The sequence below is a fragment of the Mucilaginibacter tolerans genome (assembly GCF_030519375.1).
Lineage (GTDB): Bacteria > Bacteroidota > Bacteroidia > Sphingobacteriales > Sphingobacteriaceae > Mucilaginibacter.
The window spans coordinates 26,117-52,261 of record NZ_JAUMKB010000025.1; the positions used below are offsets into that span (position 1 = coordinate 26,117).

Sequence of the window (26,145 nt, forward strand, 5' to 3'; positions counted from 1 at the left end):
GAATTACGAAGTTTTGAAAACTTCGTAATTCTACTCAAAGTCTAATTGCCTTTACAAACTCCGGTATCTTCTCCAAGTAATTCTCAGTCTCCAAAAACTTCACAAACGCACTGCCAACAATAGCGCCACGGGCATATTCACAAGCTTTTGTAAAGGTTTCGTTGTTGGAAATACCAAAACCAATTACTGCCGGATTTTTCAGTTGCATGGATTTAATGCGTTTGTAATAATCCTCGATAGCATTGGATACCTGAAGGTTTTTCCCAGTGATGGATGAGGAAGACAACAGGTAAATAAAGCTATTGGTCAGGCCGTCGATCTTTCTGATGCGGTCCTCAGATGTTTGCGGGGTAACCAGGAAGATATTGCTCAGGCCATTTTCAGTGAAGTATTTGGAGTACAAAGCTTCATATTCATACATCGGCAAATCGGGTACGATGACACCATCCACTCCAACTTCAGCTGCTTTTTTGCAGAACCTTTCGATACCATACTGAACCATAGGGTTTACATAACCCATTAACAAGATAGGTATGCTGATACGCTTGCGTAAATCTTTCAGCTCTTCAAACAATTGGTTTAGGTTCATTCCATTTTCCAACGCCTTTTCAGAGCTATGCTGAATGGTAGGGCCATCAGCAACCGGGTCCGAATATGGGAAACCTATTTCCAGGAAATCCACACCCGCTTTTTCCAATGATTCCGCAATGTCAAGCGTTGTATTCAGTTCTGGATACCCCGCAGTAAAATAGATGGATAACAGGTTATCTTTTTTTGATTCGAAGAGTTTGTTCAGTCGGTTCATTTTGGTCAATAGTCAATGGTCAATAGACCACAGTAAAACAAAAAGACCATGGACTATCGACCATGGTCCATGGACAGTTAATATCCGAAATATTTAATATATGTACTCAAATCCTTATCCCCCCTGCCCGAAATGCAGATCACTACATTATCATCGTTTTTAAAAGTCATCTTTTCTAAATAGGCCAGCGCATGTGCTGTTTCTATAGCCGGGATAATTCCTTCAAGTTGCGAGCACAATAAACCTGCTTGCAGAGCTTCGTCATCAGTGATATTTACATATTGCGCACGCTTTATTTTGTATAAATGGGCATGCTGCGGACCGATTCCCGGATAATCCAAACCCGCCGAGATAGAATAAGGTTCTACTACCTGTCCATCATCAGTTTGCATTAGAATAGTACGACTGCCATGCAAGACCCCCTCACGGCCTAGGAAAGTTGTAGCTGCTGAGTGCCCGCTTTCTACGCCCTTCCCTGCGGCTTCAACTGCGATCAACTGAACAGATTCATCATCCAAAAAATGGTAGAACATTCCCATCGCATTGCTGCCACCGCCCACACAGGCCATTACATATTGAGGTAATTCATTTCCGGTATGCTCCAATAATTGCTTTTTTGTTTCCAGTGAAATGATCGATTGGAACTGCGCCACCATCTCCGGATAAGGATATGGCCCCACAACCGAACCAATAATATAATGCGTATCAACCGGGTTATTGATCCAGTCGCGCATAGCCTCGTTCGTAGCATCCTTCAATGTTTTACTGCCTGATGTAGCCGGAACCACCTTTGCGCCCAGCATTTTCATACGCGAAACGTTTGGCGCCTGGCGTTCCATATCCACCTCACCCATATATACTACGCATTCAATACCCATTAAAGCGCAAACAGTCGCAGTAGCCACACCATGCTGACCTGCACCGGTTTCAGCGATGATTCGTTTTTTACCAAGGCGGCGCGCCAGCAATATCTGCCCGATAGCGTTATTAATCTTATGTGAACCTGTATGGTTCAGGTCCTCGCGCTTGAAAAATATATTGGCACCATATTTCTCAGAATATCTTTTTGCCGGATATAGTGGTGAAGGCCGACCTACATAGTCCCTTAAAAGCTGATCAAACTCAGCCTTAAACCCAGGATCATTAAGTATCTGGACATATTGCTGTCTTAGTTCTTCCACATTAGGATACAGCATTTCGGGGATATAAGCCCCGCCAAAATCGCCGTAATACCCGTGCTCGTTAACTCCGTATTTCATCGTAATAGTTCGAATGCGTTTTTTAATTTTTCAATATCTTTTAATCCCGGTTCAATTTCAAAGCGACTGTTCAGGTCAACTCCATAAAATTGAGGGTGCTTGATCGATTTCACCTCCTCCAGATTATCCATGCCCAGTCCCCCGCTTAAAAAGAAAGGGACATCCAGTTCGTATTTATCCAGTAATGACCAGTCAAAGCTTTTCCCAGAGCCGCCATGCTTATCTGTTTTGGTATCGAACAGAAAAAAGTCGACACTACCAACGTACGGATTCAGTCTTTCAAAATCAAAATCCCCGTCAATACCAAAAGCCTTCAGCACAGTTACATCGCCTTTAAATCTTGCGCAAAAATCAGGGTCTTCATTACCATGCAATTGAATCGCATCAAAATGATATTTGTCGATCAACTGGTCTATCGTTTCTGCCGTCTCATTGACAAAAACAGCTGTCTTAGCAATTGTTTCGGGCACAACAGCCAATACTTCATCATCCAGTTCGGCAGCAAAACGCGGTGAAGGCGCATAACAGATAAACCCAACATAATCAGGCTTAAATGCTGCAATGGCTTCAATATTGTCCCGGTGTTTCAGTCCGCATATCTTTATCTGCATTAGTTGCTGCTGATCAATGTTTTAAAACTGTTTAATGCTCTCTTGCTCAACAAAGCCCCATCGGCCTCATAAAAGCAGTCGCCAAATGTTCTCTCTGGATGAATTGTCTTAATGGCCAAAGCCGCATTACATATCACTACATTGTTCTGAGCAGTAGTGCCATCTCCATTTAACACATTCATAAATATATCTGCCGATTCTTTCACAGTACTCCCCCCTCCTATCTCTGCCGGATCAAGTCGTTCAAAACCCAGACTTTCAATGCTGTTGATTCTCTCACCTTCGGCAGAGAACGTTTTGAAGTCGCCGGTTAATGATATTTCGTCATAACCATCCAATGCATTCAGGATAGTGTATTTTACATCTGATTTCTGATACAGATAGGCATATATACGAGCTAATTCCAGGTTAAATACCCCTACCATCTGGTTCTTTGGTTTGGCTGGATTCACCATCGGCCCCAGCATGTTAAAGAAGGTTTTTACACCCAACTCCCTTCGTATTGGCGCGACCGTTTTCATTGCAGGGTGAAATAACGGTGCATGCAGAAAGCATATATTGGCTTTATCAATGCTCCGGTTGAGTTTATCGCTTTCATTAGTAAACTGATAACCCAGAAATTCCATCACATTGGATGAGCCACAGCCCGATGATACACCATAATTACCATGTTTAGCTACTTTATACCCTGCACCTGCCACAATAAATGAGGCGAGTGTAGAAATATTAAAGGTATCCTTTCCGTCTCCTCCTGTTCCGCAAAGATCGACTAACTCATTTGTCTCCAGGTTAGCAGGCAAACACAAGTCAAGCATTGCGTCCCGGAAGCCTTCCAACTCATCAACCGTAATTGTACGCATGCAATAGGCTGTCATAAATGCCGCCATTTGCGAATTATTATATTTTCCCTGCGCAATGCTGGTCAAAATTTCCTTCGACTGTTCGCGGGTAAATGTTTTATGCTCAAATAAATGGTTTAATATTGCTTTCATGCTAATAGCTAATAAAAAAGGGCTGCCTTGTGGCAACCCTCTTGTATATATCATTTTTAAACAAACACGGGACTGCCTTACGATTACTCGTTAAGCCACCACCAATTGTTGTTTAATACTTTATTCATGGTCTTGTGTGACAAATATGGAAATAGTTTTTACTAAAAGCAAGGGGAATGATATTTTTACTGAAAATTGGGGTGAAGTTGCAGTGGTTGGAGAAGTTGTATTGGTTGAAATATTTGATTTTTTCTTCCAATTTCTGCAACCTTTATAACCTTTAAAACCAATACAACAACTACAACCAACCACAGCATGGCTATCCACAAACGTAAATTTAATCCCGAAGATGACCTTGGATTTGGCACGCAGCCTGTTCTCAAAAATCAGCCGCTCATCAGGCAGGATGGATCAGTCAATGTAAAACGCAAAGGTCTACCATTTTATAATACCGCAGATAATTACCATAAGCTGATTACCATGAGCTGGGGCAAATTCTGGCTGATTGTATTGTGTGGCTACTTGATTATTAATACTTTATTTGCTTTTATTTACCTTTTTATAGGTGTACAAAACCTTAACGGGGCTGAAGGAGCCAACACCTATCAGCATTTTTGGGACGCTTTTTTCTTTTCAGCGCAAACTATTTCGACAGTTGGCTATGGGCACATCAGTCCAAAGGGGATGGCCGCAAACAGTGTTGCTGCCTTAGAATCTATGATGGGATTGCTCGCCTTTGCTCTCGCTACAGGTTTATTATACGGCCGTTTTTCAAGACCAACAGCCAAAATCGTTTACAGCCAAAACCTATTGATCTCACCATATAAAGATGGAGGTAAAGGAATTATGTTCCGGCTCGCCAACTTACGCCGCAGTACGCTGATAGATCTTCAAATGGAGATCACATTTTCTTATAATGAAGATGTCGACGGAAAAAAGGTGAGAAGGTTCTTCCCGCTCGAACTGGAAAGGAAAAGGGTAAGCATACTAACTTTAAGCTGGACCGTTGTGCATCCGCTTGACGAAAACAGTCCGTTGAAAGATATTACTCTTGATGATTTAAAAAACTCTCAGGCAAGTTTTGCCATCTTATTAAAGGCGTTTGATGATACTTTTTCGCAAACAGTACATTCACGAACATCCTATCAATGTGAACATTTGGTATGGGACGCCAAATTCAACCCGGCATTTGACCGCGAAGAGGATGGCAGGATTGTATTAGATTTGAGCAAGATCAGTGATTTTTCAAAACTGGAGCCGAGTTTAACGCAACAGAGCCCGGCTTAACTTACAGTTTGGTCTGACAAAGCTCGATCAGCACGCCATTAGCGCCTTTTGGATGCAGGAAACAAATTAATTTATTATCTGCGCCTTCTTTGGGTTGATCATTTAATAATACAAAACCTTCCTTTTTCAACCGTGCCATCTCGGCTACAATATCCTCTACATCAAAGGCTATGTGGTGTATCCCCTCGCCCCTTTTTTCGATAAATTTATGGATAGGGCTATCGGCAGATGAGGGCTCGAGCAATTCTATTTTATTTGGACCGGATTTCAGGAACGCAGTTCTAACTCCCTCTGATGCAACATCTTCTATTTTATATACCGTTGTATTTAAAAGCTTTTCATAAATCATGCCTGCCCCAGCAATATCCTTTACAGCAATACCAATGTGCTCGATCTTTCTCATACCCAAATATTGCAAATAATTACCTTTATCTGATTATTCGTCCTTGTTTTGAATGATTTTAAATAAAAACTTTGCATATCTTTGTATTGTTAATAATTAGATATAAAATATGAACATTCCTATATACCTGGATAATAATGCCACAACGCCCATGGACCCACGGGTACTGGATGCGATGGTGCCCTATTTTACCCAGAAATTTGGTAATGCCGCGAGCCGCAATCATGCATTTGGATGGGTGGCAGAAGAAGCTGTTGATTACGCACGTGAACAGGTAGCCAAAATTATTGGTGCAACTGAAAAAGAGATCATCTTTACCTCAGGCGCTACCGAAGCCGATAACCTGGCTATAAAAGGTGTTTTTGAAATGTACCAGGACAAAGGCAACCACATTATAACTGCGGTTACCGAGCATAAAGCTGTACTGGACACCTGTAAACACATCGAAAAACTAGGCGGAAAGGTTACTTATTTACCGGTTAAGGAAGATGGCATGATCGACCTGAACGAGTTGGAAGCTGCTATGACCAAAGAAACTATTTTGGTTTCCATAATGTATGGCAACAACGAGATCGGCGTAATTCAACCTATAAAAGAAATTGCCGCTATTGCACATAAATATGGTGCGCTGTTCATGACAGACGCTACACAAGCTGTTGGTAAAATCCCTGTTGATGTAAATGCTGACGGAATTGACCTGTTAGCTTTTAGCGCACATAAAATATACGGTCCTAAAGGTGTAGGTGCATTATATGTACGTCGTAAAGGACCACGTGTTAAAGTTACTGCACAAATGGACGGCGGCGGCCACGAGCGCGGTATGCGGTCTGGCACCTTGAATGTTCCGGGCATTGTTGGTTTTGGAAAAGCCTGTGAACTTTGCATGCAGGAAATGGAAAGCGAAGCAAAACGTTTATCTGTTCTGCGCGATAAACTACAAAAATCACTTTTAGTGCTGGAAGAAAGCTATGTGAACGGTAATATTGAACATCGTTTGCCGCATGTAGCCAATATATCATTCAAATACGTAGAAGGTGAAGGATTAATGATGGCAATGAAAGATCTGGCCGTTTCGTCAGGTTCTGCCTGTACATCAGCATCACTTGAACCATCATATGTATTGAAGAGTTTAGGCTTGTCCGATGACCTGGCGCATTCATCTATCCGTTTCGGATTAGGTCGTTTTACCACCGAAGAGGAAGTTGATTATGCTGTTGAAGTAACCAAAAAATCGGTTACTCACCTGCGCGAACTTTCACCACTATGGGAAATGTTCAAAGAAGGTATCGACCTTAACTCAATTGAGTGGGCGGAACACTAAGATAATTTGAAGATGCTGCAATTTGAAGATTTGAAAATTGCAGTATAATAATTAAAAAATTAACTGGATTTGAATTCATTTTCAAATCTTCAAATTGACAAATTAAAAAATTAAAGCTATGGCTTATTCAGATAAAGTAATTGATCACTATACCAATCCGCGCAACGTTGGTACTTTGGATAAAAGCAGCGACAAAGTTGGCACTGGCTTGGTTGGTGCCCCTGAGTGCGGCGACGTTATGCGCCTGCAGATCCAGGTTGATGATAACAATGTCATCACTGATGCTAAATTCAAAACATTTGGCTGCGGTTCAGCTATCGCCTCTTCGTCACTGGCAACCGAGTGGCTTAAAGGTAAATCCATCGACGATGCGATGAAGATCGATAATATGGATATCGTTGAAGAATTGGCTTTACCACCGGTAAAAATTCACTGCTCCGTATTGGCGGAAGATGCGATCAAAGCAGCTATTAACGATTATCGCGTAAAAAATGGCTTAACGCCAATTGTAAGCGAAAAAACACATCACTAATCAGATGTGAGATGTTAGATATGAGATGTGAAACTCTTGTATCTGGCCTAGTTGTGAACTGATTTGAGCTTGAAAATTTGAGTCTATCTCAAATCTCAAATCTCAAATCTCAAATCTCAAATCTCAAAAATGGTAACTATAACAGATAAAGCAAAAGGAAAGATAGATCACCTGATGCGGGATTCGAACCTGGATGGTTCTTATTTTCTGCGGGTATCGGTGCAGGGAGGTGGATGCTCCGGCTTGTCTTATAACCTTGATTTTGATAATGAAATAAAAAAGGGTGACCAATTTTTTGAAGACAAAGGAATTCGTTTGGCTTTAGATATGAAGTCGTTCCTGTACCTTGCCGGCACTGAGCTTGATTTTTCAGACGGGTTGAATGGCAAAGGCTTTAACTTTCACAACCCTAATGCAACCCGTACTTGCGGTTGCGGTGAAAGTTTCTCAGTATAATATTATTGTTGATTTCGCAGATTTATTCCGATTACACCGGTTCTATAAAATAGAATCGGTGTAATTGCTTTTATAATTCGGTATAATCATCCTATATTTATCTGGAAAATCAATTTTACAACCTGATTATTTAATGAATACAGTAGCTGGTCGATCGACTGTTCCGAGTCTAATACGCAACGTTGTTGCCAATATCCATCCCGACACTCATACATTTATGACACATAAAGTAAAGGATGGCTGGGTAAGTATTTCCTATCGTGAAACCATAGAGAAGGCTGATGCTATATCCGCCTGGTTTTTGGATATGGGTATCATGAAAGGTGACCGTTTGGCTCTAATTATTGAAAACGGTCCTGATTACGTATATTATGATCAGGCATTACAGCAAATCGGCGCTGTAAATACCTCGATATATCCTACTCTTTCAGAAAGCGAAATTGAGTATATTTTAAATGATTCCGGTGCAAAAACCATTCTTGTCGGCAACCCGTTTTTATTCAGAAAAGTAATTAAAGCAGCCAACAATTGCCCTGATCTTATACGCATCCTACCTGCTTTTGATGACTATGAGAAATATACTGAGAAAGTAAGCCTCAACGCCGGGGTTATCGGGTTTCATGAAGTAATTGAAGAAGGCAAACAAATAGTTGACAAATATCGCCATGCTATCAACAGCGCGCGCGAGGCTATTTTACCGTCCGATTTATCATGCCTTATTTATACTTCGGGTACTACAGGTATTCCTAAGGGCGTCATGCTAACTCATCACAACCTTACGGAAAATGTTCGGGCCAGTCTTGAGCAAATTCAGGTCTTGGAAAAGACAGATATATTCCTGTCCTTTTTGCCACTTTCACACGTATTTGAGCGCACGGCCACATACCATATCTGTTTACATGAAGGCTGCCAGATCGCATTCGCCCAAAGCTTAGACTTGTTGGCCAAAAACATGGCAGAGGTAAGACCAACCATTATGTGCTGTGTACCCCGTTTGCTGGAGCGTATTCACGACAGGGCCATGAAAAATGGTTTGTCAGCTGGTGGCGCAAAAACTAAAATTTTCCTCTGGGCGCTTGGTATTGGCAAAAAATACAGGTTACAGTATGAGGGTGGGAAAAAGCCAGGACTAATACTTCGCGGCCAGCACAGGATTGCAGAAAAGCTGGTATTCAGTAAAATAAAAGAAAAGACCGGCGGGCGGTTAAAGTTCCTTATATCCGGCGGAGGCGCATTACCAAAAAACATTGGAGAATTTTTTGGAGACCTGGGAATCAAAGTATTAGAAGGATTTGGATTAACAGAAACTTCACCTGTAATGGCTGTTACAGAAAATGAACGGGTGATCTATGGAACGGTGGGCCGCATAATACCACGTATTGAGGTAGCGATACAAAACGTAGATACAAAAGAGATCTACACTGTCCAAACGCATCATACTTTTAAGCAAGATTTTCAGTCAGAAGAAGGCGAGATCATTGTTCGCGGGCATTGCGTAATGAAAGGTTACTGGAACAAACCAGAGGAAACTGCCAATGTAATTGACCCCGATGGCTGGTTCCACACGGGTGATATAGGCCGCTTTTACAAAGGCAATCTGCAAATTACCGACAGGCTGAAAAACATGCTGGTAAACGCTTATGGTAAAAACATTTACCCTACTCCTGTTGAGAACACTTATTTAAAAAGCTCACGGATAGAACAGATATTTTTAGTGGGTGATAAACGCGAATATATCACAGCCATTATTGTACCCGCCAAAGAGATTATGCAAGAAACATTTGGCCTTACGGAAGAGTTTTTCACTAATCCTGATCTGTTTATAGAAGATTCGGAAATAGTCGACTGGATCGCCCGCGACGTCAAACGTTTATCAATCGAACTGGCCAAGTTTGAGCGGATCAAAAACTTCAAGGTGAAGCGCAATCCGTTCAGTATGGATGAGGGCGAGATCACTCCTACCATGAAGGCTAAGCGCAAAGTAATAGAGAAAAAATACGCCGAAGCTATTGATGATATGTATTTACAGGAGGCCGAGGTAGATTAACATCATTTAATTCATTTGTTCAAATCACATACCATGGACATATCACCTAACAATAATTTTTACGCAAAAATTTTGCCCGATTTTACAACAGCACTTTCTGCGACCAAAGCTGAGGTGAAGAAAAAAATTGATCGGTTAAATCGTCCGGGGATGGAGAATGAATTTAATAAATTAGTCAGCCTGACAAATTTCCTTGCCGAGCTTGAGCAAATTGAGAGAAGCATAAATCAGTTAAAAATATTAAAAGCATAAGTTTTTTCGACCGTATTAGACATGTTCTAGGCATATCTGCCTAAATACAAAGTCATATCGCAAATCTCACCTCGCAAATCTAAAAAAACGCTATTTTTGCAGCCTTAATAAAGACTATGAGTATCGTTTTATCCGAACAGGAAATTTTGCGCCGCGAGAAGCTAAATCAACTCCGCGCGCTGGGCATCAATCCTTACCCGCCCGAAGAGTTTAAGGTCACTGCCACCGCGCAGGATATTTTGGAAAACTTTGAAAAATTTCCGGATACCTATAAACAGGTCACTATCGCCGGCAGGATAATGAGTTTCAACGTGATGGGAAGCGCCTCATTTGCTAAATTGCAAGATTCTACCGGGCGTATACAGATTTATCTTAAACGTGATGATATCTGCCCGGGTGAAGATAAAACGCTCTACAATACTGTATTTAAAAAACTGCTGGATTTAGGAGACTACATCGGGGTAAAAGGTTATGTTTTCACCACTCAAACCGGTGAGGTTTCTGTTCATGTGCAGGAATTTACATTACTATCTAAATCGTTAAAACCACTGCCGATCGTTAAACGGGATGAAGAAGGAAATATTCATGATGCCTTTACTGACCCTGAATTGCGCTATCGTCAGCGTTACGTCGATCTGACAGTAAACCCAGAGTTTAAGCAGATATTTATGAAACGCTCGAAAGTAATCAGCTCAATGCGCGATTACTTTAACTCGCAGGGATGGATGGAGGTAGAAACCCCAATTCTGCAGGCAATACACGGCGGCGCAGCGGCACGGCCTTTCAAAACACATCACAATACGTTAGATATGCAGCTTTTCCTGCGTATCGCTAATGAATTATACTTAAAAAGGTTGATCGTAGCCGGATTTGACGGTGTGTATGAATTCGGTAAGATGTTCCGTAACGAAGGTATGGACCGCACCCACAACCCTGAGTTTACCTCGGTCGAGATCTACGTTGCTTACAAGGATTATATCTGGATGATGGAGATGGTTGAAAACTGCCTGGAGTATGTAACCCGTGCGGTTAATGGTATTCCGGTAGTTCAGGTAGGCGAAAACGAGATCAACTTTGCGGGACCTTATACCCGATTAACCATGTATGAATCTATCCAGAAATATACCGGGATAGACGTATCTGCAATGGATGAGGCTGCTCTGAGGAAAACCTGCGCCGATCTAAATATCGAGATCGATGATACCATGGGCAAAGGCAAATTGATCGACGAGATATTCAGTGCCAAAGTAGAAGCTAACTTGATACAGCCAACCTATATTACCGATTATCCTATCGAGATGACGCCACTTGCTAAAAAGCACCGCAGTAAAGAAGGTTTGGTTGAACGCTTTGAGCTGTTTGTAAACGGCAAGGAAATAGCCAATGCCTATTCAGAGTTGAATGACCCAATAGATCAGCGCCAGCGTTTTGAAGAGCAATTGGAACTGGCCGGTCGTGGTGACCAAGAAGCGATGGCAATGGATGATGACTTTTTACGCGCGTTAGAATATGGCATGCCGCCCACATCCGGTTTGGGTATTGGCATCGACCGCTTTGTAATGCTAATGACCAACCAACACACCATACAGGAAGTATTATTCTTTCCGCAAATGCGTCCGGAGAAAAAAGCTAAAGTGGCTACAGCAGATGATTTTATTAAAATAGGCGTTCCTGCTGAATGGGTGCAGGTGCTTAACCAAATGGGCTTCAACACCATTGAAGAGCTAAAAGCTGCAAATCCCAATAAAGTATTTAACGATCTGGGGGGTATGCGCAAAAAACTGAAGCTTGACATTACCATGCCGGCAAAAGAAGTGGTAATGGCCTGGTTTGAAAAATAGTTGACAGTTACCGGTTAGCAGTTTGCACTATTATACCGCAGACTGCCAACTGCGCACCACAAACCGACTTCCGGTAACAATTTGTTAATGAAATCATAAAACAAATAAAACTTTTGTATCAATTTCTCTGTATAATTTTATAATTACACAAATTATGCAGAAATCATGACTAACTCGATATTAGAAATTACTGAAAACGAATACCTGATAAAGCTAAACCGTAGCAATTTCGATCTGTCGTTTATCAGAAGCCTATTGAAAATTGTAGAAGTAGCCAATCCTTCTTCTGATGATCACTCTATAACCGAGCGATATATGTCGCCGAGACAGAATAATTCGCCTGAGCCAGACTACTATAGCTTTATTGACGAAAAATAGGCTTTAAAAGTGTTCTCTTTTAAAGGCTGTTTTTTTTAGAACTGGCGGTATCCACCACGAACCACCTGTTTATCCATTTGAGCAAGCTGGCCTTTCATCATCTTTATCTGGTCAGCAAGCAATTTGTTTTTATCATCCTTTGTTGCTTCCTGCAAATACATCTGCGCTTCGCGCTTGTTGCGTTTGGCCATCGCAATACCTGCCAGGCTTAATTTAGCCAATGCCACATTGTGCGACATCTTCATCCCTAACGAAAGCGCTTTCTTAAAGTATTTTTCTGATTTCATCGGCGCCTTGCGCGATTCCAGCAAACCAATCAATAAGTTATAATAACCATGCTGGCTCTTGTTTAACTGGTTTTCGTAATTGGTGATCTTATTTAACCACTGTTCAGCTTTAGCTGTATTATCTTTACGCAGATAAAACTGTGCAATCAGCATATTTTCATTGAAAAAGAAAGTAAGCAGGATAAGTCCGCCTAAAAGAAATACCGATATACCCCAACCCCAAAAACCAAAGCCACAAAGCGTTACGCCCGCTCCTGCCACGACGCAGGCAATAATTAATCGTACTAGATTCGACATAATTTTATATGCTATAAAAATAGAATGCAAATATCCGTTTATTTGTATTCTTAACCAATATCCACGCGCATATTTATGGCATTAAATTTCGAACCATCCTGGGTGGAAGTTTTACACGACGAATTTGAAAAAGACTATATGAAAAAACTCAGGCATTTCTTGAACGAGGAGCAAGATGCCGGTCATCGCACCTATCCCCGAAATGCTGATATATTTAATGCCTTCTGGAAAACGCCCTTTGATAAATTAAAGGTGTTAATATTGGGGCAGGACCCCTATCACGGCCCAAACCAAGCACATGGGCTGTCCTTTTCGGTGCAAAGGGGTATTACCTCTCCACCGTCACTTAAAAATATTTACAAAGAACTATCAGCTGACATTCCCGGTTTTGTTATTCCTAACCATGGCGAGTTAACCGAATGGGCCGAGCAGGGCGTGATGCTGCTTAACGCTACCCTAACTGTTCGCGCCGGAACCCCAGGGTCACACCAGAAAAAAGGATGGGAAGAGTTTACTGATAAAGTAATCCAAACCATCTCCGATAAAAAGGAAGGCATTGTATTTATTCTTTGGGGAGCTTATGCGCAGGCAAAGGCCGAGCTGATCGATAAATCCAAACACTTTATAATTAAATCGCCCCACCCTTCACCTTTTTCAGCTGATCGCGGTTTTTTTGGTTCAAAGCCATTTTCAAAAACAAACGAAATATTAATAAGAGAAGGGAAAAAGCCGATTGACTGGCAAATTCATTGATATGCAAATGCGAGGATGTGCGGATGCTTTGACTATCGATTATTGTAAGATTCCATCTGCACATTTACACATCTGCAATCCGCACATTAATATTCGAGCGGAACTATAGGTTCCTTCTTACTGGTCGACATGATCATCATGGTCTGAAATGTTTTCACAACCGGGATACGGCTAATTTTTTCCATGATCAGTTGCTCGTACGATTTGATATCGCGGACATAAACCTTCAACAGAAAATCGCACTGACCGGTTACATGGTGGCATTCGGTAACCTCTTTGATATTTTTTATCTCGTCCAGAAACACCTGGATGGTGTTATTTTTATGAAAGTCTAACGATACCTGGATAAACGTTTTGATTCCTAAACCAAGTTTTTCTTCATCTACCAGCGCGTGATAGCTTTTGATATACTCTGCATTTTCCAGTTTACGCACACGCTCGAGGGTTGGAGCCGGCGAAAGGCCAATCTCATTTGATAGCTGCAAATTAGTAATTCTGCCGTTTTCCTGTAAAGTTCTAAGGATCTGGAGGTCTATTTTATCGAGTTCAGCTGCCATGGTAAGTACAAATATAGTTTTTCCTGCATCAGCAGAATAAAATTTCTCACAAATGTACTTAAACAAAAATAAATTTTTTGAATAAAATTTTTAGATTAGTCTAAAATTATTATTAGATTTGTTTAAATGAATACTTTTACTGAAGAGAATTATTTAAAAGCAATATATCATCTATCCTTACAATCTGAGAGCGTAAGTACTAATCAGATTGCGGCTGCGCTGAATACAAAAGCAGCGTCAGTGACGGACATGCTCAAGAAACTGGCTGACAAGGAACTGATCAACTATGCCAAATATCAGGGCGTTACCCTTACGCCTTCCGGCGAAAAAATTGCCATTAGCATTATCCGTAAGCACAGGCTCTGGGAATATTTTTTGGTCGAGAAGCTCAACTTTAAATGGGACGAAGTGCACGATGTAGCGGAGGAACTCGAACATATTTCATCAAAAGAGTTAATCGACCGGCTGGACAACTTTATGGGTAATCCCAGATATGATCCGCACGGAGATCCTATACCAGACAGCAATGGATTATTTAAAACACACGAATTAAAACCTGTATCAGCACTTACCACAAACGAGAAGGGCATTATTTCGGGTGTTAGGGACCATTCGTCTGCATTTTTGCAATACCTGGAGAGAATGCAATTAACCATTGGCAAAACGATAAAGGTAGCCGAGATAAATGACTATGATCATTCGGTTATTTTATTAGTAGAAGATAAAAAAATTCATATCAGCCGTGAAGTGGCTAATAATCTGCTTATATCTATATGAATACCGAACAACATCAATCACTAAGTAATGTACATAGCAGCGTAGCCACAGAGAATAAGATAGGCTGGCGCAAATTACTGGCATTTATTGGCCCTGCTTATTTAGTAAGTGTCGGCTACATGGACCCGGGTAATTGGGCAACTGATATTGCAGGCGGCAGCGCCTTTGGATACAAATTGATATGGGTGCTATTCGTTTCAAACCTGATTGCATTGTTATTGCAATCATTAAGTGCACGATTGGGAATAGTGCGCGGGCTCGATCTGGCCCAGGCCTCTAAAAATACTTATCCGCGTTTTGCAAATTTCTGTCTTTATATCCTGGCTCAGATTGCGATCATCGCCTGCGACCTGGCCGAAATTATAGGTATGGCCATCGGTTTACAGCTATTGTTTCATTTGCCATTGATATGGGGTGTCTCTCTGACTATTACGGACACTGTATTAATGCTCTTCCTGATGAACAAAGGCATGCGAAAACTGGAAGCTTTTATTATCGCAATGATATCTATCATTGGGGCCTCTTATCTAATCGAGATGTTTATAGTTGGACCTGATTTTCAGGGTATAGCTAAAGGATTTATCCCCAGCAATTTATTTAAAGGTGATAAGGTGAGCCACGAAATGCTCTATATAGCAATCGGGATAATCGGTGCAACAGTAATGCCGCATAATCTGTATCTGCATTCTTCATTAGTACAGACGCGCCAGATCACCAGAACGGATGAAGGAATTAAGTCAGCCATCAAGTTCAACCTTTTCGACACGACCATAGCTCTTAATCTTGCCTTTTTTGTAAACGCAGCTATATTAATATTGGCTGCAAGTGCTTTTTTTAGAAACGGATATTTCGAGGTGGCCGAAATCCAGGATGCCTACAAATTACTGGAACATATTTTTGGAGCTCTTGCGCCTACCCTGTTCGCTATTGCCTTAATTGCATCCGGACAAAGCTCTACCATTACCGGCACCCTGGCAGGGCAGATCATTATGGAAGGGCACATCAACCTTCGTATTGAGCCCTGGCTGCGCCGCCTGCTTACACGATTGCTGGCAATTATTCCGGCAATGTTAACCATCGTTTACTTTGGCGAAGGTGGTTTAGGCAGCCTCATTATATTAAGTCAGGTGGTACTTAGTCTGCAATTGGGATTTGCCATTGTACCTTTGATCCATTTTACGTCAGACCGCAAAAGGATGGGTAAATTTGCTATAAGCTTAAAGGTTAGAATATTGGCGTGGGCATGCGCTATTTTGATCATTGGATTAAATGGCAAATTAGTGGTCGACCAGATCACCGATTGGATAAAGCAATATCCATCTGCTTCCGGATGGATATATGGGCTGGTTGTGCCTATAACAATCGGCGTTGCAGCATTACTGATTTATGTATTTTTAAGGCCACTATTATTTAAACATTACGACCGTCCGGCACAGGTACCGCATGGCCTGGCAACCACCATTACCGATCTGACGGCAATCTCTTATAATCATATCGCTGTTACCATAGATTTCTCAAAAAATGACCGGGAGTGCATCAGACATGCCATTATGCAAGGCCACAAGCATGCCAAATATACACTGATACATGTGGTTGAGACAGCCGGGGCGCGTTATTACGGCACCGAGGTAATGGACCATGAAACGCAAAGTGATGTAGATAACCTGAATAAATATGTCTCGGCACTAGAGGAGCTCGGTTATAAAGCTGAGGCAAGAATAGGTTATGGCACAGCCGCCAGCGCCATTGCAAAAATTGTGAATGAAGAAAGAATTGATTTTATTGTGATGGGCTCCCATGGTCATAAAGCGATCAAAGACCTGATTTTTGGCACTACAGTAAATTCTGTCAGGCACAAGGTGAATGTTCCGGTGCTTGTGGTCAAACCACAATAAACTATATTTGCGTCAAAATAGCAGGGATGAGCCAGCAGGATATCTATATAAAAAACAAAAGAGCTTATTTTGAATACTCGATTCTCGACAAATACACAGCGGGCATAAAACTGCTGGGCACCGAGATCAAGTCTATTCGTGACGGCAAAGCCAACCTGAATGACGCCTTTTGCACGTTTATCGACAACCAACTATATGTACGCAATCTGCATATCTCCGAATATTCCTACGGTTCATTTTATAACCACGAAGCCAAGCGAGACCGCGTGCTGCTGCTTAACAAAAAAGAGCTAAAGAAGCTACAAACACGAGGCGAAGAAAAGGGCTTGACCATTGTTCCGCTTGCCTTGTTTATTAGTGAGCGTGGTTTTGCTAAGCTGGAGATCGGTTTGGCCCAGGGTAAAAAGACTTACGATAAGCGTGATACTTTAAAAGAGCGCGACACAAAGATCGAGATGGATAGGGCGATGAAAAGATAGTGGCAGTTGCAGTCAATTACTGCTACTTGCTGCTGCCACTGCTGCTTACCTCACCACGCTCTATCTCCCACGAGTGGCACAAACCGAAATGTATCCAAAACGTGCCTTTCGTAATCATTCTCGGCTGTTTTTAATATGGTGACCATCTTTTGGGTTTCGGCATCGCCTACGGGGATTACCAATATGCCGCCAATAGCTAATTGCCTTAACAATTCTTCGGGTACCATGGGTGCGCCGGCGGTAACGATAATTTTATCGTATGGCGCATGTTCAGGAATGCCCTTGGAGCCATCGCCTAAAAAGAAATGTGCTTTATACCCCATATAAGGCAAAACCTGCACAGTTCTTTCATACAATTTTTCCTGGCGTTCTATTGTATAAACCTTAGCGCCAAGTTCCATCAATATACAAGCCTGGTAACCCGACCCTGTACCGATCTCAAGCACCTTATTCCCTTTTTTAATGTGCAGTAGTTGTGTTTGATAAGCAACAGTATAAGGCTGCGAAATAGTTTGTCCTTCGCCTATCGGGAAGGCGATATCTTTATAAGCCTGGTTCCAGAAAGTTTCATCAAAAAAGTAATGGCGTGGAACTTTCCCTATAGCTTTTAGTACTGATTCATCGTCAATGCCCTTCTTTTTTAGAATATCAACTAACTGTTTACGGGCACCTTTTTCGCGGTAATTATCAACAAATTTATAAGCCATTACACAGGCAAAGTTATACAAAAAGCGGGTTTTAGCATTTGTGAAATTCATTCAATTTGTCCACAACTAAATTATTACCGGTATAATTGTATCGTTACAACTCTCCATCACGTAAAGCTAAAAAAGTCGTTATGAGAAAGTGCAGGATTTTAATATCGCCGGCTATTGCTTTTGGGGTATTTACTATGATTGCTTTAAGCTGTCATAAGGGAAACACAATCTCGATTAAACCAACCATGTCGGGCATTAAAGCCACTATCATTAATACAGGCCCTGTTGCTGCTGACGGATGCGACTATCTGGTACAAACAGATTCGGTGACTTTTTATCACGCTGATAACCTTCCCACAGAATTTCAAAAAGACAAATTAAATATTACGGTCAATTTTGAGCTTTCGGACGCCGCATTTCAATGCGGAATGAACCCGAACACTCGTATTCCGGTTATTCATATCACCGATATCAAGGGCAGATAATAGCTTAGTACGGATCGACGTCAGGCTGAATGATACTCCCTTTGCTAAGTTTGACAGTTTGAAACTGCGTGATAATATCCCGGATAGCTGCTTTGGCGCGATTAATCGACACTCCATCCTTCTCAAATTTGAGCATAATAGATTTGATATAATAGTTGCGGATACGACTGATCAGCGGCACTTCCGGGCCAATTACCCGGTCACCAAAATTCTTCCGGAGCTCTGCTGCCAGGTATTCGGCCTGGTTGTATAAAATATCTGCATTTTTGTGCTTAATATCCAGGTTGATGATGCGGTAAAACGGGGGATATTTAAAACTTCTTCGTTCCTCCATCTCGGTCAGGTAAAGATCTTTGTAATCATTTTCGATCACTTGTTTGATCACCCGATGATTGGGGTCATAAGTCTGAATCACAACCTTTCCTTGTTTGCCCCTGCGCCCTGCCCGACCACTTACCTGCGCCAGCATCTGGAAACTACGTTCATTAGCCCGGTAGTCGGGATATTTTAATAAACTATCGGCATTAATGATTCCTATTACTGTAATATCTGAAAAATCCAGTCCCTTTGCTACCATTTGTGTACCAACCAAGATATCAATCCGCTTCTCTTCCAGATCATTCAGGATATTTTGCAGGGAGTTTTTGGAGCGTGTAGTATCCAGATCCATCCTGCTAATTCTGGCTTCAGGGAGCAACATAGCGAGCTCGTCTTCTACTTTTTCAGTACCAAATCCTTTGTATTCCAAATGTGTCGAACCACATGCTGGACAAATGGATGGAGCATCTTCCTTATATCCGCAGTAATGGCAATGCAGCTTCCCGCTGCTTTTATGATAAGTAAGGCTTACATCGCAATTAATACACTTGGGTGTATAGGCGCAGCTTCGGCAAATTAGCAATGGCGCATAGCCTCTGCGGTTCTGAAAGAGAATTACCTGCTCTTTGTTTGAAAGCGCCTTTACCATATCTTCCATCAGCACACTGGTAAAATGCGACTGCATGGTTTTCTTTTTGATCTCCTCAGATATGCTTACGACTTCAGTTTGTGGTAACTCTACACCACCAAATCGTTCCAGCAATTCAACCAAGCCATATTTGTGCATACGAGCATTGTAATACGTCTCAAACGAAGGTGTAGCCGAACCTAAAAGCACTTTGCTGTGATAAGTATTGGCCAAATAAATAGCTGCATCGCGGGCATTATAGCGGGGAGCGGGGTCAAATTGCTTGTACGAGGTTTCGTGTTCTTCATCCACAATGATCAATCCCAGATCATCAAAAGGTAAAAACATCGATGAACGTGCACCTAACACCACTTTATATTCGTGGTTCAATACCTTTTGCCAGACCTCTACCCTTTCATTATCATTAAACCGGGAATGGTAAACACCAATACTGCTTCCGAAATATTGCCGAAGACGCTCAATGATATGGGTTGTAAGTGCGATCTCCGGCAAGAGATAAAGCACCTGCCTGCCCGAGTTGATCATATCTTCTATCAACCGAATATAGATCTGCGTTTTACCCGATGAGGTTACCCCATGCAGCAGCACCACATCTTTTTGTTCAAACTGCTCCTTAATTTCATTCAGTGCAGTTTGTTGATTCTGACTTAATAAAAAATCGCTGCTAAATTCCTCTTCATCAAAATATAAACGGCTGACATTCTTCTCTTCGGCAATAAATACCTCTTTCTCAATCAATGACTTAATACTCGCATCACCCGCTCCACTTTCCTCTGCCAATTCACTTTTCGAAATATTTTTTTGATGACGCGCCAGTTTAATATAGGCCAGCAAAGCATCTGCTTGCTTAGGTGCACGCTTTTCCAGTATCGGGAACAGTTCCTTTAAATTTTCAGGATCGTTATAAATCGGGTTAAGTTTAATAAACGTCTTCTTGCGTGGTTTGTAACGCCCGCTTACCTCTTCTGAAATATTGATAATGTTCTTTTCGAACATTAATTTCAAAATAGGCATCACTGTTTTTTGGCCAAGCAATTTGGCAATATCGCCAACCGTAAGTTCTGATTGCAGTTCAAGCGCCTCGACGATCATGAATTCCTTATCGTGCAGAGCAGTTCTATCAAATTCAAAACCCTTATTCAGAACAACCCTTGTCTCGCTGGCTAGTTTCAGTGCCGACGGCAGCGCGGCATTCATCACCTCGCCTACCGTACACATATAATACTCGGCCAGCCATTGCCAGAACTGCAATTGACGTTCAGAAACAACCGGACGATCGTCCAGAATTTCCATCAGATATTTGGCCTCGTATTTTTCGGGGGCCTGGATACCAATTGAGGCGATTATCGCAGTATATAACTTGCTCTTGCCGAATTGCACTACCACCCTTTTGCCTGGTACCACCTCATTATTCAGATGAAAAGGGACGCGATAGGTGTAGTTTTTCGCTATTGCCAAAGGCAAAATCACCTCGACAAAAAGCGTCTCCCGATCGGTATGTTGTACTTCGGCAAATTCGAGCATTACGACTGTTTATTTCTGAAAGCGGCCAAAGCCATCGTTGCCCATCCGGCTATGAACATCAAACCGCCCAGTGGTGTTACCGGCCCCATTGCAATTATCCATCCCCAACCCAGCAGTTCGCGGCAGGCTAATAAATATATCGAACCGGAAAAGCAGATTATGCCAAAAGTAAAAAGATAATAAGCCGCATCCGTCAACCTGCTTTCGGGTTTAGCAAACATAGCTAAAAACAGCAACGCAAATACATGATAAAACTGGTATTGAACGCCCGTATGCCATATTTCTAATTGCGATGGAGATAAATACTGTTTTAATCCGTGAGCGGCAAAAGCACCTGAGATTACCGCCAACAGGCCAAATATCGAAGCGGTAATAATAATTCGTCTGTTCATGTAGATATAAAGTGCTAAGTTACCAATTGAAAGTATTACTTTACGGCTATACGGTAAAAATCTACCTTTGTAATACACAAGATGAAGCGACTCATATTTGCCACCATAATATTGCTTATAGCTACTGTGCTGGTAACCGTGGTCTATTTCAAAAACCTGGGCGGCGTTTCACAACAAACCACCCAGGCCCTTCGGACAATCCCCAATGATGCTTCACTGATACTTGAGTTCAACAACGAAAAAAGCTTATACGACATTTTTACCGGCAATAAGCTTTTTATGAGCCTGATTGGTGAGGATAAAATGACCGAACTAATAGCGCTTAAGAAAAGAATACTGCAAAACCCAGTAATCGAGCCGCATTTATCGGGTCAAAACCTATACATATCCATTCACCCGCAAAAAGGGGATGATATTGATTTTCTGGTCACTATATCTATCCCGAAAGGCTTCGAGCCGGAGCTGTTTGATGAGCTATCGAAACAAAAGAAAAATGGTTTAGTACTCAACACTTTTAGTATTGGTGAAAAACAAGGCTATGTTATTTACCTGAGTGATATTAAGCGCCGGTTTTATTTGATTAACAAAGACGATCAGACACTTTCCGGGAGCTTTTCAAAACCATTGATCGAAGAATGTTCAAAATATGATTATCAGAAAGAGAAGCAGGCTTTCGTTTTACTTTCCGATAGGCAAAGCTCCAATTCCCTGGCCAATTTATATATCAACTATAAGGCATTATCACCCCTGTTCTCGCAGATATTTGCAAACAAGAACCCAGACCTATTCAGATCCTTCCGACAACTTCCAGCATTTGCAGCATTAAGTTTAAACTATAAGAACGACGCCTTGATGTTCAATGGATCGACTAAGTTACAAGACAGCCCGGATGACAGTTACCTTGGTATTTTTAGCTATCAACAGCCTATAGAGACCCGCCTGAAAGAGATTTTCCCTTCCACAACCGCATACAGCACCAGTTTTGCGGTTTCTGATCCGGAAAAATTCGAATCCGATCTGAGCGACTGGCAGTCCAGGGCCAATTTAAAAGATGAAAGGTCAAAACTCATCAATAAAGTTAAATCAGAGACCGGTATCTCACTGAAAAAAGAATTTACAAAATTACTTAGCAACGAATTTGCAGAAATCACAACCCGTTTTCATGAGCGGATTGCCATTATCCAGGTAAAAGACGGATCACGGGCACGAACCTTGCTTAGCAATATCAGCCAGATGGGTGACAACAATACAGGATTATTCAATTACGAGAAAATACCCCAATTGCTATTGGGTGAGGCATTTAGCGCCTTTAAAAAACCTTATTTTAAGGTATTTGATAATTATCTTGTTTTAACAAATAGTATCCTGGAAATGAAAAGCTACGATGACAGCTATAACAACAGGAAATTTCTTAATAAAACAGACGGTTATAGCCAGTTTGATAAATTGCTTTCCGAGCGAAGTAACCTGTCGTTTTTTATACAGTTCAAGAATGCACTGCAACTTTTTAAAGAAGATATGAAACCAGCATTTTATGAAGCCTTTGAGCGTACTTCACCTGGCTGGAAAGACTACTATGCTGCTGCCTGGCAACTCACATCATCCGACAAAAATTACTACACCAATTTTTGTATGCAGTTAAGTACCGATACTACGGCCCGATAAAAGTTTTTCAAAAAAATGTATATTTAAGATAACTATCGGGTTTAAAATTCGTTTAACGCACTAGCGCTTAATTTAAATTTCATTATATAATAAAGTTTAAAAAGCTTATATTTAATACTTTTACGCTAATAAAAGCCCCCTTATTCACTTTAATGAAGAAGATTTTACTTATTTCTTGTTTCTTGTTAATAGCAGCTACGGGCTTTTCGCAACAATATTCGTTGTACAATACGGGTACTTTATTCGATTCATTCGAGAACCCTTCACAACGATCTTTTATACCTGATACGAGTAAAAAATATGCCTTTAATTTCCTAGTTCCCAACTTTGATGGCAATTTTTTCCTGACTGGCAACGCTCAGTCAACTCTGCTGAGCAGGGCATTCAGCTCAAAATATGATAACTCCTCACTTCAAATTGGCAGTGGTGCTTTAAACCGGGTAAATGCGAATGCTTCAGCATATACCCTGATGTTTAAAATGTTTGCCAGTTTGAACGGTTATGAAGAACTGGGCTTTTTTTTCGAAACCAAATCTGAGGGCAGAGGCGTATTTACTGATGAATCAATCGGCTTATTTAACGGGCCTTCTACTTTTCCGGACAATATTTATGATAATGTCCTCAACAACCACTTTTATAACCAGATATATCATGATCTTGGTTTTACTTATCGCGAAAAAATAAGTAATCAGGTTGCTGTAGGTTTTAAAGTGGGTTTGCTAATGGGGATAGATTATACCAAACTGGATATTTACGAATCCCATTTGAGTTTTGACAGGCTAAATGATGCTGCAACTATTTCGCTCAGAGGAAAATATTCGTATAGTAAAGGCCCTGGCGCTTTTGACAAGCAGAGCTTTTATCCGACATCGCGCAGCCCCGGATTACAATTCAGCGCCGGTCTGTCATATACAACCGATGATAATATTACCTTCCAGGGAAACCTGAAGGACCTTGGATTTATTCATTGGTATAGTAATTCGGTCGTTAGCAATTTTGATAATACAACAACCATAACCGGCCTATCTTCAGCCAAACGCGAAAAGAATATATATGGTGCCGTTTATGATTTATTCACATCAGGGTCTCAAACCACCTCTTTTAATTCATCCACTAACGGTCGTGCAGAACTAAGCGCAACTAAATCGTATTATCTCAACGACGACAATACGCTAAAATATTTGCCGACACTCATTGTAGCAAAGGACCTGTTTTATGATGGTTTTGCCGGGGCAATGGTCAACCATTTTCAATACAAAGCGTTCAATGGCAGTTTAATGGCTTCATATGACAATTTAAACTTGTTTAATATCGGTTTACAATTGATGTATAAGCCCAATAATATGGAGATCTTTATTGGTAGCGATCGTTTAACACGTACACTCTCTTTTGCCAGTTCAACAAGCAAAACGGCTACGTACGCTAATAGTTCATTTACCGGGGCTGATTTCTATCTGGGATTCGCCCTAAAATTCGGACCAGTGATTGAACATCCATTAAATGCAAATACCATCCCTGATGGCAACAAAGGTTTCCTGGCCCGGCTGTGGAACAGAATATTTAAAGCATATTAATATCGCTTAAACAGACTTTTTCCCGGCTATAAAGTCTTTCAGGTAATACGGCTCGAAGTAAGCTGTATCCTCAAAATCCTTATTTATAAATTTTTCAGTTGCCTTTTCGGTAAGGTGTAGTGCTGAATTCTGGAAATCTGGGATAATCTGAACATGGGGATTTGCACCTAATACTTCACTGCATTTAGCTGCACCATCACCAAAAAATATGATCTTATTGGTTTTGAGTAAGTCTGAAAAGCTATATTGATCTATTATCTCGGCTGAGGTGGATCTTATCCTTTGGCCTTCCGCATCAAAAATGGCAGTAAACACTTCCATCCTGCGAGCGTCAATCATCGGGCAAAACAGCACATCGTTATCTGAGGTTTCAGCAATCATCCCGTCAGTCATTGCTTCGAGCGTTTCAACAGCGATAAATGGGATATCCAATGAATAGCATAAGCCTTTTGTAACCGATATGCCTATCCGCAATCCAGTGTACGAGCCAGGACCACAGCTTACAGCAACTGCGTTCAACTGTCTATATTGCTTTCCGGCCATTTTCAGCACCTCATCAATAAATAAGGTAATCACCTCGGCATGAACATTCCGTTGTTGTATTTCTTTATGCGCCAATACGCTTCCATTTTCTGAAAGCGCTACCGAACATACGGTAGTAGCGGTTTCTATTTGTAATATCAGGCTCATCATATTTTAAGGTACCGGGTCGTGGCCATGCCCTCCCCATGGATTGCAACTGGCAATACGTTTTAAAGTCAACCAGCCCCCTTTAAAGGCTCCGTATTTTTTTATGGCCTCAACGCCATATTGCGAACAAGTTGGTGTATAACGGCACGAAGCGCCGGTGAGTGGCGAGATAAAGTATTGGTATATTCTGATCAGGATAACGAAAAAGCTACCTACTATCTTTTTCAATATGTCAATAATTATCTTCATTTGGTCACCTGCTCCGAAAGCTGCGATAACAATTTGAGCATCTTCTTTTCAATAAAGTCATATGGGGCTATTTCTTTCCCTATAAAGCTAATTGAAAAAACAATGTTTTTGCCGGCATCACTCAGTAACGAATATAAGGATTGGTGTTTGTTCAGGCGGTAAGCCTCACGCAGGCGTCGCTTTATCAGGTTACGGTCGACTGCTTTTTTATATCGCTTTTTGGATACAGAGAATAATACCTGCGCCGGAAATGGCTGCGGATCAGCAGACAAGGCCCACGAAACCTTAAAAGGATAACATAAAAAAGAAGAACCGTTATGATAAAGCTGATCGATCAGCTTCTTATTACATAAACGTTCTTCTTTTGTAAAAGTATATGTTTTGCTCATGATCAGAACCGCAATTGTAAAAACAGCCGGCCCCCACCCCCATATGGAGGAATAAGCAATTTAGTCTAAATTATGCTTTGTGGCTGCGTTCGTCAGAAACTGTTAATTTCTTTCTGCCTTTGGCTCTTCTTGCTGCTAATACTCTTCTGCCATTGGCAGTTGCCATGCGCTCACGGAAACCGTGTTTATTTCTTCTTTTTCTTTGAGAAGGCTGGAACGTTCTTTTCATTGTATTTTTATTCTATTCGTCGCTTTTAAAAACAAGAGTGCAAATGTAGCGTAT

At 41.3% G+C, this 26,145-nt stretch carries 29 protein-coding genes; 15 read left to right on the plus strand and 14 right to left on the minus strand.

From position 1 onward, the window contains the following. Nucleotides 1-34 precede the first annotated feature (34 nt). From trpA to trpD, 4 genes are all read right to left on the minus strand, one after another. Nucleotides 35-805 (minus strand): tryptophan synthase subunit alpha, encoded by a 771-nt coding sequence (gene trpA / locus Q3A68_RS21870; RefSeq protein WP_302903275.1) that lies wholly within the window; start codon nucleotides 803-805, stop codon nucleotides 35-37. A 77-nt stretch (nucleotides 806-882) separates the two neighbouring features. Continuing rightward, nucleotides 883-2,064: a tryptophan synthase subunit beta gene (gene trpB, locus Q3A68_RS21875; RefSeq protein WP_302903276.1), complete on the minus strand. Its 1,182-nt coding sequence runs from the start codon at nucleotides 2,062-2,064 to the stop codon at nucleotides 883-885. Beyond that, nucleotides 2,061-2,675, minus strand: coding sequence for a phosphoribosylanthranilate isomerase (locus Q3A68_RS21880; RefSeq protein ID WP_302903277.1), 615 nt, complete (start codon nucleotides 2,673-2,675; stop codon nucleotides 2,061-2,063). The genes trpB and Q3A68_RS21880 overlap by 4 nt, the downstream gene beginning before the upstream one ends. Continuing rightward, the gene (gene trpD / locus Q3A68_RS21885) at nucleotides 2,675-3,667 is read right to left on the minus strand and encodes an anthranilate phosphoribosyltransferase (RefSeq protein WP_302903278.1); all 993 of its coding nucleotides are present in this window, start codon (nucleotides 3,665-3,667) and stop codon (nucleotides 2,675-2,677) included. Before trpD ends, Q3A68_RS21880 begins: the two co-directional genes overlap by 1 nt. Before the next feature lie 315 nt (nucleotides 3,668-3,982). Between trpD and Q3A68_RS21890 the strand changes: the two genes are divergently transcribed. Continuing rightward, complete coding sequence (locus Q3A68_RS21890; protein WP_302903279.1) at nucleotides 3,983-4,954, plus strand: ion channel; 972 nt, start codon at nucleotides 3,983-3,985, stop codon at nucleotides 4,952-4,954. Between the two features lies 1 nt (nucleotide 4,955). On the opposite strand, the gene mce is transcribed toward Q3A68_RS21890, so the two are convergent. Beyond that, nucleotides 4,956-5,357, minus strand: a complete 402-nt coding sequence (gene mce, locus Q3A68_RS21895) for a methylmalonyl-CoA epimerase (RefSeq protein ID WP_302903280.1) — start codon at nucleotides 5,355-5,357, stop codon at nucleotides 4,956-4,958. Between the two features lie 109 nt (nucleotides 5,358-5,466). On the opposite strand from mce, the gene Q3A68_RS21900 reads away from it, so the two are divergent. The 7 genes from Q3A68_RS21900 to Q3A68_RS21930 all read left to right on the plus strand — a co-directional run bounded on the left by Q3A68_RS21900 (nucleotide 5,467) and on the right by Q3A68_RS21930 (nucleotide 12,184). Further along, nucleotides 5,467-6,678 carry an IscS subfamily cysteine desulfurase gene (locus tag Q3A68_RS21900; protein WP_302903281.1) on the plus strand — a complete coding sequence of 404 codons (1,212 nt, stop codon included), beginning with the start codon at nucleotides 5,467-5,469 and terminating at the stop codon, nucleotides 6,676-6,678. Between the two features lie 118 nt (nucleotides 6,679-6,796). Continuing rightward, complete coding sequence (gene iscU, locus Q3A68_RS21905; RefSeq protein ID WP_302903282.1) at nucleotides 6,797-7,210, plus strand: Fe-S cluster assembly scaffold IscU; 414 nt, start codon at nucleotides 6,797-6,799, stop codon at nucleotides 7,208-7,210. Between the two features lie 129 nt (nucleotides 7,211-7,339). After that, a complete protein-coding gene (locus Q3A68_RS21910) occupies nucleotides 7,340-7,666 on the plus strand; it encodes a HesB/IscA family protein (RefSeq protein WP_302903283.1) in 327 nt (108 codons plus the stop codon). Nucleotides 7,667-7,799: 133 nt separating this feature from the next. Continuing rightward, nucleotides 7,800-9,713, plus strand: a complete 1,914-nt coding sequence (locus Q3A68_RS21915) for an AMP-dependent synthetase/ligase (protein WP_302903284.1) — start codon at nucleotides 7,800-7,802, stop codon at nucleotides 9,711-9,713. Nucleotides 9,714-9,746: 33 nt separating this feature from the next. Next, complete coding sequence (locus Q3A68_RS21920; protein ID WP_302903285.1) at nucleotides 9,747-9,965, plus strand: hypothetical protein; 219 nt, start codon at nucleotides 9,747-9,749, stop codon at nucleotides 9,963-9,965. A gap of 116 nt (nucleotides 9,966-10,081) precedes the next feature. Continuing rightward, nucleotides 10,082-11,806 carry a lysine--tRNA ligase gene (gene lysS / locus Q3A68_RS21925; protein ID WP_302903286.1) on the plus strand — a complete coding sequence of 575 codons (1,725 nt, stop codon included), beginning with the start codon at nucleotides 10,082-10,084 and terminating at the stop codon, nucleotides 11,804-11,806. 165 nt (nucleotides 11,807-11,971) lie between these two features. Next, nucleotides 11,972-12,184 (plus strand): hypothetical protein, encoded by a 213-nt coding sequence (locus Q3A68_RS21930; protein WP_302903287.1) that lies wholly within the window; start codon nucleotides 11,972-11,974, stop codon nucleotides 12,182-12,184. Between the two features lie 35 nt (nucleotides 12,185-12,219). Here the strand turns inward: Q3A68_RS21930 and Q3A68_RS21935 are convergent, their stop codons facing one another. Beyond that, nucleotides 12,220-12,768, minus strand: a complete 549-nt coding sequence (locus Q3A68_RS21935) for a tetratricopeptide repeat protein (protein WP_302903288.1) — start codon at nucleotides 12,766-12,768, stop codon at nucleotides 12,220-12,222. Nucleotides 12,769-12,843: 75 nt separating this feature from the next. Here Q3A68_RS21935 and ung point away from each other — a divergent pair, with 75 nt between their 5' ends. Continuing rightward, nucleotides 12,844-13,521 carry a uracil-DNA glycosylase gene (gene ung / locus Q3A68_RS21940; RefSeq protein WP_302903289.1) on the plus strand — a complete coding sequence of 226 codons (678 nt, stop codon included), beginning with the start codon at nucleotides 12,844-12,846 and terminating at the stop codon, nucleotides 13,519-13,521. Between the two features lie 86 nt (nucleotides 13,522-13,607). Here the strand turns inward: ung and Q3A68_RS21945 are convergent, their stop codons facing one another. Further along, entirely contained in the window at nucleotides 13,608-14,078 is a 471-nt protein-coding gene (locus tag Q3A68_RS21945; RefSeq protein WP_302903290.1) for an Lrp/AsnC family transcriptional regulator, read from the minus strand. Between the two features lie 126 nt (nucleotides 14,079-14,204). On the opposite strand from Q3A68_RS21945, the gene Q3A68_RS21950 reads away from it, so the two are divergent. From Q3A68_RS21950 to smpB, 3 genes are read left to right on the plus strand one after another with little or no spacing between them, the layout of a single operon-like run. Beyond that, the gene (locus Q3A68_RS21950) at nucleotides 14,205-14,855 is read left to right on the plus strand and encodes a metal-dependent transcriptional regulator (protein WP_302903291.1); all 651 of its coding nucleotides are present in this window, start codon (nucleotides 14,205-14,207) and stop codon (nucleotides 14,853-14,855) included. Next, entirely contained in the window at nucleotides 14,852-16,750 is a 1,899-nt protein-coding gene (locus Q3A68_RS21955) for an Nramp family divalent metal transporter (protein ID WP_302903292.1), read from the plus strand. The genes Q3A68_RS21950 and Q3A68_RS21955 overlap by 4 nt, the downstream gene beginning before the upstream one ends. A gap of 26 nt (nucleotides 16,751-16,776) precedes the next feature. Next, nucleotides 16,777-17,229, plus strand: a complete 453-nt coding sequence (smpB, locus tag Q3A68_RS21960) for an SsrA-binding protein SmpB (protein ID WP_302903293.1) — start codon at nucleotides 16,777-16,779, stop codon at nucleotides 17,227-17,229. A gap of 50 nt (nucleotides 17,230-17,279) precedes the next feature. Here the strand turns inward: smpB and Q3A68_RS21965 are convergent, their stop codons facing one another. Further along, complete coding sequence (locus Q3A68_RS21965) at nucleotides 17,280-17,936, minus strand: protein-L-isoaspartate(D-aspartate) O-methyltransferase (protein ID WP_302903315.1); 657 nt, start codon at nucleotides 17,934-17,936, stop codon at nucleotides 17,280-17,282. 131 nt (nucleotides 17,937-18,067) lie between these two features. Here Q3A68_RS21965 and Q3A68_RS21970 point away from each other — a divergent pair, with 131 nt between their 5' ends. Continuing rightward, entirely contained in the window at nucleotides 18,068-18,412 is a 345-nt protein-coding gene (locus tag Q3A68_RS21970; RefSeq protein ID WP_302903294.1) for a hypothetical protein, read from the plus strand. Between the two features lie 4 nt (nucleotides 18,413-18,416). Here Q3A68_RS21970 and priA read toward each other — a convergent pair whose 3' ends face one another. Beyond that, nucleotides 18,417-20,903, minus strand: coding sequence for a replication restart helicase PriA (gene priA, locus Q3A68_RS21975; protein WP_302903295.1), 2,487 nt, complete (start codon nucleotides 20,901-20,903; stop codon nucleotides 18,417-18,419). Next, nucleotides 20,903-21,295, minus strand: a complete 393-nt coding sequence (locus Q3A68_RS21980) for a DUF423 domain-containing protein (protein ID WP_302903296.1) — start codon at nucleotides 21,293-21,295, stop codon at nucleotides 20,903-20,905. The genes priA and Q3A68_RS21980 overlap by 1 nt, the downstream gene beginning before the upstream one ends. An 81-nt stretch (nucleotides 21,296-21,376) precedes the next feature. On the opposite strand from Q3A68_RS21980, the gene Q3A68_RS21985 reads away from it, so the two are divergent. Together Q3A68_RS21985 and Q3A68_RS21990 are read left to right on the plus strand one after the other, a co-directional pair. After that, entirely contained in the window at nucleotides 21,377-22,960 is a 1,584-nt protein-coding gene (locus tag Q3A68_RS21985; protein ID WP_302903297.1) for a hypothetical protein, read from the plus strand. A gap of 152 nt (nucleotides 22,961-23,112) precedes the next feature. Next, entirely contained in the window at nucleotides 23,113-24,534 is a 1,422-nt protein-coding gene (locus tag Q3A68_RS21990) for a DUF5723 family protein (RefSeq protein WP_302903298.1), read from the plus strand. A 6-nt stretch (nucleotides 24,535-24,540) separates the two neighbouring features. Here the strand turns inward: Q3A68_RS21990 and tsaB are convergent, their stop codons facing one another. From tsaB to rpmH, 4 genes are all read right to left on the minus strand, one after another. Continuing rightward, on the minus strand, nucleotides 24,541-25,227 hold the full coding sequence (gene tsaB / locus Q3A68_RS21995) for a tRNA (adenosine(37)-N6)-threonylcarbamoyltransferase complex dimerization subunit type 1 TsaB (protein WP_368045696.1): 687 nt from the start codon (nucleotides 25,225-25,227) through the stop codon (nucleotides 24,541-24,543). 3 nt (nucleotides 25,228-25,230) lie between these two features. Next, complete coding sequence (gene yidD, locus Q3A68_RS22000; protein ID WP_302903299.1) at nucleotides 25,231-25,473, minus strand: membrane protein insertion efficiency factor YidD; 243 nt, start codon at nucleotides 25,471-25,473, stop codon at nucleotides 25,231-25,233. Then, nucleotides 25,470-25,862: a ribonuclease P protein component gene (gene rnpA / locus Q3A68_RS22005; RefSeq protein WP_302903300.1), complete on the minus strand. Its 393-nt coding sequence runs from the start codon at nucleotides 25,860-25,862 to the stop codon at nucleotides 25,470-25,472. The genes yidD and rnpA overlap by 4 nt, the downstream gene beginning before the upstream one ends. Nucleotides 25,863-25,932: 70 nt before the next feature. Next, nucleotides 25,933-26,091, minus strand: a complete 159-nt coding sequence (rpmH, locus tag Q3A68_RS22010) for a 50S ribosomal protein L34 (protein WP_302903301.1) — start codon at nucleotides 26,089-26,091, stop codon at nucleotides 25,933-25,935. Nucleotides 26,092-26,145: the final 54 nt, after the last annotated feature.